Source organism: Streptomyces sp. col6 (assembly GCF_008042035.1).
In the GTDB taxonomy this organism is placed as follows: domain Bacteria; phylum Actinomycetota; class Actinomycetes; order Streptomycetales; family Streptomycetaceae; genus Streptomyces.
The window spans coordinates 335,179-347,145 of sequence record NZ_RDBL01000009.1 but is presented as its reverse complement, the minus strand read 5'-3'; the positions used below and the strand labels follow the sequence as shown (position 1 = coordinate 347,145).

Sequence of the window (11,967 nt, the reverse complement as noted above, 5' to 3'; positions counted from 1 at the left end):
GTCCCCCATCAACATCGTGGTGCGCGGCACCGCAGGTCAATGTCAGGGCCGCGCCCGCCGCATATGCATGCCGGATGCAGCCGACAGTTACGGAGCTACGCCCACAAGAGCGACGCGGACGCCCACGGCAACCTGTTGTGCGGCCGCGCCGAAGGTGTCGTCCGTCTGTCCGGACTCATCACCGGCGTCCAGAACAAGATCACCAAACAGGGGAATGCCTGGGCTCTGATCAAGCTCGCCGACCGCGACGGCGCGATCAGCACCTTCGGTCAGGGGGCCCAGGTCCTCGACGTCGCTTCGGCCGAAAGTCCCGGAGCAGCGCCCGTCCTCCTGTGGCTGCCGTACCACCGCATCCAACAACAACTGATCACCGAACTGAAACGGATCATGCAGGCTCACCCCGGCGAGAACCCCGTACGCCTGTCCGTCAGAGGGCCGAGCAAGGCCACCGTCTTCCGGCTCGTAGCCAACGTCAACGCGCACACGATCGCCTCCGACATCAAGGGCACCTTCGGCATGGACACCTGGCGGGGAGTCTCGCAAGGACAGAGCGACCGGCGTACTCGGGCGCCGGTGCTGACCGTTTCTCGACGGCGGCACGCCGGAGCGACTTCCAGTAAGATTTATGTAAGGCCGGGGGAGTGCGGGAAGGCTTTGGGGGCACTGGTTGTCTCGGAGGTTGATAATCATGGTTCCCATTCTTCTCGTTCTTCTGCTCGCCCTGATCCTCTTCGGCGCGGGTTTCGCGCTGAAGGCGCTGTGGTGGATCGCCATTATCGTGCTGGTGGTCTGGCTGCTGGGGTTCGTGGTGCGGCCGACAGCAAATGGCAAGCGTGGTCGCTGGTACCGCTGGTGACAACCACCGAATGAGCAGACCCTCGACGTGCGGGTGGGCCACAACGACGAAAGCGTTGTGGCCCACCCGCACGTCAGACGTATACCCGGCCCCGAGGGACGGATGAGTCTGACGAGATGTCCGGCATGGGCGACACGTTGCCGGGCACCCGGAGAGTTCGGCCGGGGATTCCATCAGGAACCATGACCTCCAGTGATGGGATCCCCGGTCCCTCCTGCATTCTGTGATCGCAGGAGATGGATATGAATGAGGATCATGATCCCGGGCCCAGGAGGCCCTGAGAGATCTTCTCGGTTTTCCGGAGATGTCGCCCCCGTTCGCCGTTGAAGCCGGGGGAGCGACAGCTGTCGAATGAGGGAGTCGTTTACGAGTGACAACATGTCGGACTACCAGCCGACCGCCGGACACACCACCGGAAACGTCCTGATCGGATACAAGGTCGAAGCCACCGACGGCAGCATCGGCAAGGTCGACAAGCACTCGGACGACGTCGACTCCTCCTACCTGGTCGTCGACACGGGTGTCTGGAACTTCGGCAAGCACATGCTGCTGCCCGCCGGCACCGTACGCAGCATTGACGCCACAGAGCGGAAGATCTTCGTCGACCTCACCAAGGACCAGATCAAGGGCTCCCCGGAGTTCGACAAGGGCAAGCACGTCGGCGACGCCGCCTACCACGAGCAGATCGGCGGCTACTACCACAGCCACCGACGTCCGTAACGACGGAGCAATCTCCCGGCGGTGGGGGCGCCCAGCATTGGGCGCCCCCACCGCCTTGTGCCACTCCGCGACCGGCGCGGCTGGGGCCGGCCGCGGGCGACGGGGCGGGGGAGCCCGGCTATGGACCCGATGGCCGCCCTGAACGCGCCCGTCGCGACGGCAGGCAAAAGCCACGGTGACGTCGGGATGGCGGGTCCGCGCATGCTCGTCGAGTGCGACGGCGCACCCGCAGGCCTTTTGGCGGAAGCGGCCGAGGTCGCGGCGCATCGCGGAGACGGCCTTGCGTGTCCGTCTCGACTGCACGCCCTCCATGCGCTCCGCACGACGACCGCCACCCCCATGCCTGAGAGGCGTTGCCAGGTTCTGATAGCGCGTCACGGCAGAAGCGGGCCCGCCGTCGAGAATCACGCCGGGGGGCAGCTGGTCGGCCGTGGCAACGAGCGTGAGAAGTGGGACTGCAGCATCGTGCCGTGATGCGACTGCACCACGAGCTGTTCCCCGAACAGCAAGCCCGGTAAAGGCCGTTCTCCATACTTCGCGTCGTTCATGGGACGCCGCGCATTCGTTGTGCGGCGCGGCGAGTCAGCTGCCGCACTCGCAGCCGGCCGTTCCCGGCGCCGCCTCGGTGACCTGGCCGGTGCAGCAGGCGTCACCGCCCGGGCTGGGCTCCGCGCTCTTACCGAGGGTGTCGGCGTCGGCCTTGACGACGTAGACCTCCCACGGCTCCTTGCCGGGGCCGTGCACCCAGACCTTGTCCTGGAGGGCGTAGCAGCACGAGGTGTCGTTCTCCTCGAAGGTGGCGAGGCCGGCGTCCTTGAGTCGCGTGGTCGCGGCGGTCACCTGCTCGGTGGCTTCCACCTCTATGCCGAGGTGGTCCAGGCGGGTTTCCTGTCCAGGCTCGCCCTCGATCAGCACGAGCTTGAGCGGCGGCTCGGAGATGGCGAAATTGGCGTACCCCTCGCGTCGCTTGGCCGGTTCAGCGCCGAACAGCTTCGAGTAGAAGGTGACCGACGCTTCAAGGTCGCTGACGCGCAGGGCGAGCTGTGCACGAGACATGGCGGTGTTCCGATCGTTGTATCGATGTCCGTCGATTCAAGGTTGCATCTTTTATAGATGACTGTCAATATAGAAGTATGTCGAAACAAGAGCGTATGGTGCTCGGTCGGGCTGAGGAAACCGGCGCCTGCTGCCCCGGACTGCTGACCGCCCCTCTCGACGAGGGGCAGGCCGAAGATCTGGCCAAGGTGTTCAAGGCGCTGGGCGACCCGGTACGTCTGCGCCTGCTCTCGATCATCGCCTCGCGCGCCGGCGGCGAGGTCTGCGTCTGCGACCTGACCCCCGCCTTTGACCTGTCTCAGCCGACGATCTCGCATCACCTCAAGCTGCTCCGGCAGGCCGGCCTGATCGACTGCGAGCGGCGCGGTACGTGGGTCTATTACTGGCTGCTGCCCGAGATGACGGACCGCCTCGCCGGAATCCTGACCCGCCCCGCGGGCGAGCCCGTGCCCGTCCCCGCCGAAGTGACCGCGTGAGCGCCACGTCCGAGCAGGAAGTCGCCGGCAGCTTGTCGTTCCTCGACCGATATCTCGCCGTGTGGATTCTCGCCGCGATGGCGGTCGGCCTCGGCCTCGGCCGCATCGTCCCCGGCCTGGGGGACGCACTCGCCAAGGTCACCGTGACCGGCGTATCGCTGCCGATCGCGCTCGGCCTGCTCGTGATGATGTACCCGGTCCTTGCCAAGGTGCGTTACGACCGGCTCGATGCCGTCACCCGCGACCGCCGCCTACTCCTGCCCTCGCTGCTGCTGAACTGGATTGTCGGCCCGGCGCTCATGTTCGCGCTGGCGTGGCTGTTCCTGCCCGACCTGCCCGAGTACCGCACGGGCCTGATCATCGTGGGTCTGGCGCGCTGCATTGCCATGGTGGTCATCTGGAACGACTTGGCCTGTGGCGACCGCGAAGCCGCCACAGTCCTGGTCGCCCTGAACTCGGGTTTCCAGGTGATCGCGTTCTCGGCCCTCGGCTGGTTCTACCTGTCGCTACTGCCCGGCCGGCTCGGCCTGGAGCAGGCAGGCCTGGACGTGTCCGTGTGGGAGATCGCCCGCAGCGTGCTGACGTTCCTCGGCATCCCGCTCGTCGCCGGCTACCTCACTCGCCGGATCTGCGAGGGGGCCAAGGGCCGCACGTGGTACGAGGCGAAGCTGATCCCACGGATCGGCCCGTTCGCCCTGTACGGACTGCTGTTCACGATCGTGGTGCTCTTCGCGCTGCAGGGCGACGCAATCACTTCACAGCCGCTCGACGTCGTCCGTATCGCGCTGCCGCTGCTCGTGTACTTCGCGCTCATGTGGGCCGGCTCCATGGCCGTCGGCCGCGCAGTGGGCCTCGGCTACCCGCGGGCGACGACGCTCGCGTTCACCGCCGCGGGCAACAACTTCGAGTTGGCCATCGCGGTCGCCATCGCGACGTTCGGCGCCACATCCGGACAGGCCCTCGCGGGGGTGGTCGGACCGCTCATCGAGGTGCCAGTACTGATCGGTCTCGTCTACGTCGCCCTGTATACCCGCCGCTTCTTCAACACTCCCGCGCACTTCACCGAGGAAGACCCAGCCCATGTCTGACACGGCCCTGCCGTCCGTGCTGTTCGTCTGCGTCCACAACGCCGGCCGCTCCCAGATGGCCGCCGCTTTCCTCACTCACCTGGCGGGCGACCGCGTGCAGGTCCGCTCCGCAGGCTCTGCTCCCGCCCACACCGTGAACCCCTCCGTCGTCGCCGCGATGGCCGAGGTAGGCATCGACGTCTCGGCCGAGGTGCCCCGGCTGCTCACCACCGACGCCGTACAGGCATCCGACGTAGTGGTCACGATGGGCTGCGGCGACACGTGCCTCGTCTTCCCCGGAAGGCGTTACCTCGACTGGCAGTTGACCGACCCGGCCGGGCAGGGCCTCGAGGCCGTGCGCCCCATCCGTGACGAGATCGAGCAGCGCGTCCGGATACTGATCGGCGAGATCGCCCCCGCGAGCCAGCCGTGAGCGGGGACGAGGCCGTTCGCATCGTGCCCATGAGGGCCGAGCACGCCGAGCAGGTCCTCGCGATCCACCAGCTCGGCATCGACGAGGGGAACGCGACGTTCGAGACCGCGGCACCGACGTGGGAGCAGTTCGACGCCGCCAAGCTGCCCGCGCACCGCTCGGCCGCCGTCGACGGCAGGGGCAGGGTGCTTGGGTGGGTCGCGGCCGTGACTGTGTCGGACCGTTGCGCGTATGCCGGCGTCGTCGAGCACTCGGTGTACGTCCACCCCGATGCCCGCGGCCAAGGCATCGGCGCGGCGCTTCTGCGCGTGTTGCTCGCTTCCACCGAGGCCGCCGGGATCTGGACGGTGCAGTCCGGCATCTTCCCGGAGAACACTGCCAGTCTCGCGCTTCACCTCCGAGCCGGATTCCGCGTCGTCGGCACCCGCGAACGTATTGGCCGTCACCGCGGCCGATGGCGCGATGTCATCCTCATCGAGCACCGCAGCACCGAACTGTGACTGAAGCCCGAGCCGACTGTCATCCGCCCGGTCAGGCGCAGGCCGCCCCAAAGAGATGAGACACCTGGAAGCGTTTGCCGAATGCGGGCCCGGCCGTCACGCCGCCCCTGCAATAAGAGCCTCGCGAAGAAGCCGTCGGCCTGGAAGAACACCGCAGCGCTCAGGGCGACGGCGAAGAAGCGCCCTGCCTCCTGAGCGGTGGTGCGGTCAGCGTCCCAGGGCCGGTTGCGTCGGGCCGGGGCCGGGGCCGGGGCCGGGACGGGGTTCAGGGAGTCCAGGAGTTGGCCAGAGGTAAACCGCTCGTCGGTGTAGATGAACGTCATGGCGGCGGCGAGTGCCTCCCACCGTCCGGGGTCGCGTCCGCAGTGGTCCAGGAGGATGTGCGGGGAGACGTCGGGTTCGTGGCTGGCGAGGTCTTCCTCGGCGGGGCTCGACACCGTTGTCATGCGGGACAGCGCCTCGTGCGAGGTGGTCATGGGTGACATAGCCCGGGTCCGCGACTCGTGCGGGAGTTCCTCGGACTTTTCCCGGGCGGCCGTCGATGGCTCCCGGGGTTCCACTGAGCCGATCCGCGTGGGTGGGGGTGGCCAGGTGGGGTGGGGATGTGTCACGGTGAGGGGACGCGAGACCGTCCGGCGCCCTCTTGGGGCACCGGACTTTCGGGTTCCGGGTGTTGCCCCCTCCACGGGCTCCCAGTTCCCGCCATCGTCGTCACCCCTCCCCACGAGGGGCTGCGCCTTTGGGCTCACAACCCCCGGAAGGGGGCGTGCCCGCCATGGACGTCACCACGATGATCGATGCGACAACCGCCCGGATCATCCCGCACGGCGACATCGACCACACCGCCATGCCCAAGCTCCGTGCCGTGATCGACGCACTGCCCCGGGACGTGACCGAGCTCGTCTGGGACCTCAACGACACCCCCTTCCTCGACTCCGCCGGCCTTCACCTCCTCACCGACCCGTCGCCAGCAGGCACCCCGCAGCGACGCACCAGGGTCACCGGCCTGGGACCGCAGCCGCAGGAACTGTTCCGCACAGCCGAGGAACTCTTTCCCTACCTCGAGCTCTCTTCCCTGCTTCCGAACGGGCGACCGCAGGCAGCCGCCTCATGATCAGAGCGGCCCTGGCACCGCAGGCGGTTTGCCTGCGGTGCCAGGGCCGTACCTCCCTTGAGGGAGCCCATGGCCGACCGGTCCGGAGACGTAGGCGTGGGTGTACAGGACGGCCGGGCCCTCGACGGCTTCGGCCCCCGCCGGCTCGACGGTCCCGGCTCGGTCCCCGGCGGCCTCGCTGGAGCCGACGGCCCTGCTGGTCCGCAGGGACGGGGATCACCGCTCGGATGTCGCTTCTGCGTAGGCGCTCGCGGACGGCGCATGAGGAATGGGCCTTGTCGGCGAGGACTACGTCCGGTCGGGTGCGCGGTCGTCCGCGCGGTCGGGTACGCGCAGACGGGCCATGACGTCCGCGAAGGCGGGTGCGCCACACCCGCCTTGCCGGCGGTCAGAACGAAGACAAGGGGCCGGCGGCGGTCGTCGGCTGCGAGATGACTCCTGGTAGTCAGTCCGCCGCCGGAGCGGCCGATGGCGTGGTCTGCCGGTTCGTCGGCCGGGGCCCCCTTTCGCGGGCCCCGGCCGCATGTCGATTGTGAGTCCACCGACATGACCCAGGTCAGGTCCTCCTCGGCACCGGCCTTTGCCATCAGCTCGGTGAACACCCGCTCCCAGGTACCGTCAAGGCCCCACATCCGTAGCCGACGACAGATGCTTCGCCAGTCGCCGTACTCCTCCGGCAGGCGGACGCACTGGATGCCGGTCCGGAACGTGAAGGCGATCGCGTCGATCCCCTGGAGTTCAGCTGCTCCTTTCCGATGCCGGCGGCAGGAGCGGTCGCAGACCGGCCAGGACGTGAACGCCGCGCACCGGCCTCGCCGGGAAATGTCTGCTACCCACCCGGCCGCTGCCGACGAGCTCGTGCATGCGCACACGATGCTTCAGCCGCCCGGGATCACCAGGCCCGATTCGTACGCCACCACCACGGCCTGTGCCCTGCTGCCCAGGTCAAGTTTGGTCATCGTGCGGTTGAGGTGGGTCTTCACCGTAGCCTCGCTGATGTACAGACGCTCGGCGATCTCCGGGTTCGACAGGCCGCGTGCGACCAGTTTCAGGACCTCCACTTCGCGGGACGTCAGCGCGGCCAGATCGGGAGGCTGTTCGCAAGCGGTCTGTCGGGCGTACGCCTCCACCAGACGGCGGGTGACACTTGGCGCGAACAGTGCGTCGCCGCCGGCGATCGCTGCCACGGCGGCGAGTAGCCGTTCCGGTCCGGAGTCCTTGAGGAGGAACCCACAGGCTCCGGCGCGCAGCGCCCCGTGCACGTACTCATCGAGGTCGAATGTGGTCAGCATCAGGATCCGGGGCGGGGGGTCGCCGGCCCCGGCGAGTATGCGTTCGGTGGCCTCGATGCCGTTCATGTTGGGCATGCGGACATCCATGAGGATCACCTCGGGGGCGGTTCGGGCGGCCAGGAACACGCCCTCCGCACCGTCGCTGGCCTCCCCGACCACTTCGATGCCGGGCGCGGCACGCAAAAGCCCGACCAGGCCGGCCCGGATGAGGAACTGGTCGTCAACGACGAGCACTGTGGTCATGTGGTGGCGTCGTCCCCCTGCTGTGCGGCCCTCGCGGGCGTCGGCAGGATCAACCGCACAGCGAAGCCGCCTCGGCCCTGCGGGCCGATGCTGATCTGCCCGCCGTAGAGCTTGGCCCGCTCCCGCATGCCAAGCAAGCCGTGTCCGCCGGAGGCATGGACTCTGTCTGAAATCACCCCCTCACCGTCGTCCGTGACCGAAACCGTCACCTGGTGCGGCTCATACGTCAGCCGCACCTGGGCACTTGCTCCAGGTGCGTGCTTGAGGACGTTGGTGAGCGCTTCCTGCGCCACTCGGTAGGCGCAAAGCTCCAGGCCGGGGGCCAGAGGGCGCTCCACGCCCTCGACCGTCAGGGCCACCTGGGTCCCGCCGGCCCGGACGCGTTCGGTCATCTCGCCGAGGCGCGCCAGGCTCGGCATCGGGCCGGTGGGGGCGCCGTTGTCCGAGGAGCGCAGCAGCATGAGCATGCGGCGCAGTTCCTGCAGGGCCTCCTTGCCGGTGACTTCTATCGTGTCGAGCGCGGTGCGCGTGGTCCGGGGGTCGGTGTCGAAGACGAAGCGAGCGAGACCGGTCTGCACGGAGATCACGGACATGTGGTGTGCGACCACGTCGTGCAGCTCGCGGGCGATCCGGCCCCGCTCTTCGGCCACCTCACGCTGGGCCCGATCGGCCTGCTCCCGGTGGAGTTGTCGTGCCAACTCGGTCGAGCGACGGGCGAGAACGCCGAACCGCCACAGGATCGCCGGGTAGACCACGGCCTGTCCAGCAATGGATGCCCAGGAAGCGGGGTGGCTCACCGCACCCGCGTAGATCCATACTCCGCCCAACAGTGCGGCGCAGGGGATGGAGACGCGCGGCGCTTGCAGCGAGGCGGCGGTGTAGACGGCGAGCATGGGGCCGAAGCTGCACACCACGGGCCAATGACCGGCGGTGATGTACACCAGCCAGGTGGCGTGTACGACGCAGCAGACCACGACGGGCGCCCGGTTACGGAAGATGAGCGGCAGATGGACCAGGACAACCAACGCGTAGGCGGTGCCGTCAAGCGGATCCTGTCCCTGGCGCGAAGCTTCCGGCCCCAGCAGCAGGGCCACGGCAGTCAACGCCGTCACGATCAGCGTGTCGACAGTGATGGGGCGGATCCGCATCGCCGCAGCGTAAGGCCTGCCATGCCTGATGTGCGTCAACCTTCCGCGGTACCACGGAAGTTTACGTAGGCCGGTCAGCTACCGCAGCGGTCTGGGCAGGATCTGAACCCTGTGTGGGATGCGGCAGTTCACCGCAGACCATACGTTCTGGGATCACTGAGTAGGGGCGTCCATCGACCGCTTTCGCGGTCTTCAGGACCCCTGTCCTGCCCGGAGAGAAGGAGCTGTGCTGTGTCGAGAGCTGTTTTGAATCGTGGCCCGATTCGGTCCCTTGCGAACGTGCTTCTGGCGGCCGTCATGCTGTTCGGTGCCGGCGTCGCGATCGCGCCGGCCGCGCACGCCACCGCGCAGGTGGAGTGCTGGACCCCCACCGCCAACGGCGAGGGGCGTGCGACGCTGAAGCGGGGGGTTTACCTCACCGACGGCCCGTACCAGTCCGGGTGCGGTACCTGGGGGTGGGTGCCTGCTGGCGGCACGGTCTACCTCCACTGCTGGACAGTCAACTCGTACGGCAACGTGTGGTGGCACGTCCGGTATGCGGAAACCCAGCTGGAGGGCTGGACGTCGGACGCCAATCTCCTGGGAAACTCGGTGGACGAGAACGGCGACGGACAGATCACCTTCTACCAGTGCTGAGTGCCTCGCTGGGGGTGGGCCGTGGTGGCCCGCCCCCAGCGACGCCCACGTGACCGGGCGCACTCGGATCAGGTCCGCCCTCCGACCTGCGGACCGCCCGGAGTGCAGATCGGAATCGAGAAGCCGCGTTGACGATCTGCCTTCCGCTGCCGCAGACGCGGCGGCGGAGGGCCTTTTGTGCTCTCGACGTTTCCAACAGACCGCCCATGTGCTGCGGCCACGATAAGGGCGTGCCCAGCACAGCGAGCGCCTCGCCTGCGCCCCTCGACTCGAGGCCAGTGTGTGGAGTTCGAGCTCGGCGGCGGACTCGACGCGAGGTACGGGTTCGCCGGGCATCCGTTCGTTGGCAACGAGGGCGGTGAGCAGGTCGAGCGGGACGGCGGGGTTCTCAGCAATCGCTCGGCGAATCTCGGGGGCATGGTCGGTGGCGAAGGGTCAGGGCCTCTCCTTCGACCGCCACGCGCCTTTGTCTCCCACCACGCCCTCACCGGACCGTGTGACCAGCGCCCTGAGTCAGAACCCGTCCGATCAGACCGCTCCGGGGCCGGTATCGGCCCGGGTCCGTACGCCGACCGCCGATGCCATGCTGACGACGTGACTAAAAGCGAGCAGCAGACCGACAGGCGCTTGGAGCAGGCCATCCTGGCCCTCCTCGAGCACCGCAGCCCGACTGCCAGCATCTGCCCTTCCGAAGCCGCACGCAAAGTGCACCAGGGTGACGATGACGGCTGGCGTTCCCTGATGGAACCAGCCCGCCGCGCGGCTCAGCGGCTGGCCGAAGCAGGCCAGGTGGAGATCACTCAGGGCGGCCACCCCGTCAAACCGGCAGAAGCCCATGGTCCGATCCGCATCCGGCGCGCCCGCTGACCTATCTCGTCCTCCTCCTGGGCCATCTCTCCGGCCTTCTCGTGGGCGTTGTAGCCGCCGGGTGCCATTGGCCTTCGCCGCGGGCGGAACCACCGTGCCGTATCAGGTGTACGCCCTGCAGAGACCGCCCCCTTCGGGCCCTGCACTTCCAGCCCGGGGAGCCGCGCCGGTCGCTCAGGAGCTGGACCGGGGTGGCGTAACCGGCCGAGGAGGGCCATGCCGCCCGGCCGGTACGCGCAGCAGCTCCTCCGGCCCGGCGTGGTGCTCCTCGGTACACGCCTCCAGGCGCTCGATGCACTCCGTGCGTTTCTCGTTGCCCACCGCGCTCAGTGCAGCGTCCGGGAAGTCCGATGCGTCCGGCCACTGGAGCGCCCCGGCACGCACCGACGCGGCCACGGCCCACGGAAAGCGTTACGCCGCCACCAGGACCTTGTGGCTGAGATTGGGCATGCCTGACTGATGGGGACGGCCCGGTGTTTCCCGGACCACGGGTCACCCGGGCGACGCGGAACTTCGGGCTGTAGCGGACCACTTTGCACCGTGGGTCGGAGACAGGAGGCCGGGGCCTGCGGCAACGCCGGACGTGCTCACGGAGCTGCTGGCAAATGTCATACCTGCACGGGAGGCGCAACTGTCTTCTTCTAGGCTGGTGTGGTGACTGATGAGCAGGAGCGGGTGCAGCCGTCGGGGGTGTGGGCAACGGCAGTGGGGGTGGCCAGGGTACGGGCGCTGGAGTCCGGGCGGGAGAACCCGCTGTTCCGCGACCCGCTGGCACGGGCTTTCGCCACCGCCGGCGGCCTGTGGCCCTCCCCGCCGCCCCTGGCTGGTGACGAGGCCGCGCGCCGCCGTCGGCTCGCGGTGTCGTTCTCCATCGTCATCAGGACGAAGTTCCTCGACGAGCTGTTGCAGCAGGCTTCCGCGTCCGGGGTCCGGCAGGTCGTCCTGCTCGGCGCAGGCATGGACAGCCGGGCCTTTCGGATGAGTTGGCCCGAGGGCACCCGCCTGTTCGAGGTCGACACCGCCGCGCCACTGGACTTCAAGGCATCGGTGCTGCGCCAGGAGCGGGCGGTCGCACGGTGCGAGCGGATCACCGTCGCGGTGGATCTGCGTGAGGACTGGGCGGCCGCGCTGGCCGCCGCAGGGCACGACCCGGCGGCGCGGACCGTGTGGATCGCCGAAGGACTGCTGATCTATCTGCCCCAGGACGCGGTGGAGCTGCTGATGGCTCGGATGGGCGCGCTGTCGACGGCGGGCAGTTGGCTAGGGGCTGTGTGATGTCGTGATCACGCGGTGCTCGTGAGGCCCCCGGGACCGGCCGAACCGCAGGGGTCAGCCCAACCAGTAGTGCTCGACCTTGTCGAACCGTCTGGCGTGAAGGTCGTCGCGGCTGATCAACCAGCTGATGTCGCCGTCCATCCAGTCGTACTGGAGCGACTCCATGTTGAAGGTCGCGAGGTGCAACAGCGGTTGTCCGGGCAGCTCCCGCCATGCCCGGTCGTAGACCTCGTCGAACCGCTCCGGGGCGTCCCTGAGTTCGCGGACCGCCTCCTCCCGCAGGC

General features: G+C 68.3%; 16 protein-coding genes and 1 pseudogene. 10 read left to right on the top strand and 7 right to left on the bottom strand.

The window, feature by feature from the left end; genetic code table 11:
* Positions 1-87: 87 nt before the first annotated feature.
* Positions 88-483 carry a hypothetical protein gene (locus tag EAO73_RS14680; RefSeq protein WP_147971957.1) on the bottom strand — a complete coding sequence of 132 codons (396 nt, stop codon included), beginning with the start codon at positions 481-483 and terminating at the stop codon, positions 88-90.
* A 205-nt stretch (positions 484-688) separates the two neighbouring features.
* Between EAO73_RS14680 and EAO73_RS14675 the strand changes: the two genes are divergently transcribed.
* Both EAO73_RS14675 and EAO73_RS14670 read left to right on the top strand, forming a co-directional pair.
* On the top strand, positions 689-856 hold the full coding sequence (locus EAO73_RS14675) for a hydrophobic protein (protein ID WP_147971956.1): 168 nt from the start codon (positions 689-691) through the stop codon (positions 854-856).
* Positions 857-1,234: 378 nt separating this feature from the next.
* On the top strand, positions 1,235-1,576 hold the full coding sequence (locus tag EAO73_RS14670; protein ID WP_224756303.1) for a PRC-barrel domain-containing protein: 342 nt from the start codon (positions 1,235-1,237) through the stop codon (positions 1,574-1,576).
* A gap of 582 nt (positions 1,577-2,158) precedes the next feature.
* Here EAO73_RS14670 and EAO73_RS14665 read toward each other — a convergent pair.
* Positions 2,159-2,632, bottom strand: a complete 474-nt coding sequence (locus EAO73_RS14665; RefSeq protein ID WP_147971954.1) for an ArsI/CadI family heavy metal resistance metalloenzyme — start codon at positions 2,630-2,632, stop codon at positions 2,159-2,161.
* Between the two features lie 77 nt (positions 2,633-2,709).
* On the opposite strand from EAO73_RS14665, the gene EAO73_RS14660 reads away from it, so the two are divergent.
* The 4 genes from EAO73_RS14660 to EAO73_RS14645 are packed head-to-tail and all read left to right on the top strand — an operon-like array spanning position 2,710 to position 5,108.
* Positions 2,710-3,108: an ArsR/SmtB family transcription factor gene (locus EAO73_RS14660; RefSeq protein WP_147971953.1), complete on the top strand. Its 399-nt coding sequence runs from the start codon at positions 2,710-2,712 to the stop codon at positions 3,106-3,108.
* Complete coding sequence (gene arsB / locus EAO73_RS14655) at positions 3,105-4,196, top strand: ACR3 family arsenite efflux transporter (protein ID WP_147971952.1); 1,092 nt, start codon at positions 3,105-3,107, stop codon at positions 4,194-4,196. The genes EAO73_RS14660 and arsB overlap by 4 nt, the downstream gene beginning before the upstream one ends.
* A complete protein-coding gene (locus EAO73_RS14650; RefSeq protein ID WP_147971951.1) occupies positions 4,189-4,608 on the top strand; it encodes an arsenate reductase ArsC in 420 nt (139 codons plus the stop codon). Before arsB ends, EAO73_RS14650 begins: the two co-directional genes overlap by 8 nt.
* A gap of 29 nt (positions 4,609-4,637) precedes the next feature.
* Positions 4,638-5,108: a GNAT family N-acetyltransferase gene (locus tag EAO73_RS14645; protein WP_147971950.1), complete on the top strand. Its 471-nt coding sequence runs from the start codon at positions 4,638-4,640 to the stop codon at positions 5,106-5,108.
* On the opposite strand, the gene EAO73_RS35950 is transcribed toward EAO73_RS14645, so the two are convergent.
* Positions 5,051-5,584, bottom strand: coding sequence for a hypothetical protein (locus EAO73_RS35950; protein ID WP_191134066.1), 534 nt, complete (start codon positions 5,582-5,584; stop codon positions 5,051-5,053). The two genes, EAO73_RS14645 and EAO73_RS35950, sit on opposite strands and share 58 nt — an antisense overlap.
* Before the next feature lie 299 nt (positions 5,585-5,883).
* On the opposite strand from EAO73_RS35950, the gene EAO73_RS14635 reads away from it, so the two are divergent.
* Positions 5,884-6,222 (top strand): STAS domain-containing protein, encoded by a 339-nt coding sequence (locus EAO73_RS14635; RefSeq protein ID WP_147971949.1) that lies wholly within the window; start codon positions 5,884-5,886, stop codon positions 6,220-6,222.
* On the opposite strand, the gene EAO73_RS37320 is transcribed toward EAO73_RS14635, so the two are convergent.
* Genes EAO73_RS37320 through EAO73_RS14620 form a run of 3 tightly spaced genes read right to left on the bottom strand, consistent with a single transcriptional unit; the run spans position 6,165 to position 8,905 of the window.
* Positions 6,165-7,094, bottom strand: coding sequence for a transposase (locus EAO73_RS37320; protein WP_191134065.1), 930 nt, complete (start codon positions 7,092-7,094; stop codon positions 6,165-6,167). The two genes, EAO73_RS14635 and EAO73_RS37320, sit on opposite strands and share 58 nt — an antisense overlap.
* Positions 7,095-7,100: 6 nt before the next feature.
* Complete coding sequence (locus tag EAO73_RS14625; protein ID WP_147971948.1) at positions 7,101-7,757, bottom strand: response regulator; 657 nt, start codon at positions 7,755-7,757, stop codon at positions 7,101-7,103.
* Positions 7,754-8,905, bottom strand: coding sequence for a sensor histidine kinase (locus EAO73_RS14620; protein WP_147971947.1), 1,152 nt, complete (start codon positions 8,903-8,905; stop codon positions 7,754-7,756). Before EAO73_RS14620 ends, EAO73_RS14625 begins: the two co-directional genes overlap by 4 nt.
* A 279-nt stretch (positions 8,906-9,184) precedes the next feature.
* On the opposite strand from EAO73_RS14620, the gene EAO73_RS14615 reads away from it, so the two are divergent.
* The 3 genes and pseudogenes from EAO73_RS14615 to EAO73_RS14605 all read left to right on the top strand — a co-directional run.
* Positions 9,185-9,541, top strand: a complete 357-nt coding sequence (locus EAO73_RS14615) for a hypothetical protein (RefSeq protein WP_224756302.1) — start codon at positions 9,185-9,187, stop codon at positions 9,539-9,541.
* Between the two features lie 594 nt (positions 9,542-10,135).
* A complete protein-coding gene (locus tag EAO73_RS14610) occupies positions 10,136-10,408 on the top strand; it encodes a DUF3253 domain-containing protein (RefSeq protein ID WP_147971946.1) in 273 nt (90 codons plus the stop codon).
* A 690-nt stretch (positions 10,409-11,098) separates the two neighbouring features.
* A pseudogene (locus tag EAO73_RS14605) lies at positions 11,099-11,674 on the top strand (SAM-dependent methyltransferase); the annotation flags it as partial.
* A gap of 63 nt (positions 11,675-11,737) precedes the next feature.
* Here EAO73_RS14605 and EAO73_RS35945 read toward each other — a convergent pair.
* The coding region (locus tag EAO73_RS35945; RefSeq protein WP_191134064.1) for a hypothetical protein at positions 11,738-11,967 on the bottom strand (230 nt) is incomplete at its 5' end.

Excerpts from the sequence above, each read along its gene's own strand:
- EAO73_RS14665 (WP_147971954.1), bottom strand. The coding sequence starts at position 2,632 with ATGTCTCGTGCACAGCTCGCCCTGCGCGTCAGCGACCTTGAAGCGTCG.
- EAO73_RS14660 (WP_147971953.1), top strand. The coding sequence starts at position 2,710 with ATGTCGAAACAAGAGCGTATGGTGCTCGGTCGGGCTGAGGAAACCGGC.
- EAO73_RS35950 (WP_191134066.1), bottom strand. The coding sequence starts at position 5,584 with ATGACCACCTCGCACGAGGCGCTGTCCCGCATGACAACGGTGTCGAGC.
- EAO73_RS14635 (WP_147971949.1), top strand. The coding sequence starts at position 5,884 with ATGGACGTCACCACGATGATCGATGCGACAACCGCCCGGATCATCCCG.
- EAO73_RS14645 (WP_147971950.1), top strand. The coding sequence starts at position 4,638 with ATGAGGGCCGAGCACGCCGAGCAGGTCCTCGCGATCCACCAGCTCGGC.
- EAO73_RS14620 (WP_147971947.1), bottom strand. The coding sequence starts at position 8,905 with ATGCGGATCCGCCCCATCACTGTCGACACGCTGATCGTGACGGCGTTG.
- EAO73_RS14675 (WP_147971956.1), top strand. The coding sequence starts at position 689 with ATGGTTCCCATTCTTCTCGTTCTTCTGCTCGCCCTGATCCTCTTCGGC.
- EAO73_RS14650 (WP_147971951.1), top strand. The coding sequence starts at position 4,189 with ATGTCTGACACGGCCCTGCCGTCCGTGCTGTTCGTCTGCGTCCACAAC.
- EAO73_RS14670 (WP_224756303.1), top strand. The coding sequence starts at position 1,235 with ATGTCGGACTACCAGCCGACCGCCGGACACACCACCGGAAACGTCCTG.
- EAO73_RS14625 (WP_147971948.1), bottom strand. The coding sequence starts at position 7,757 with ATGACCACAGTGCTCGTCGTTGACGACCAGTTCCTCATCCGGGCCGGC.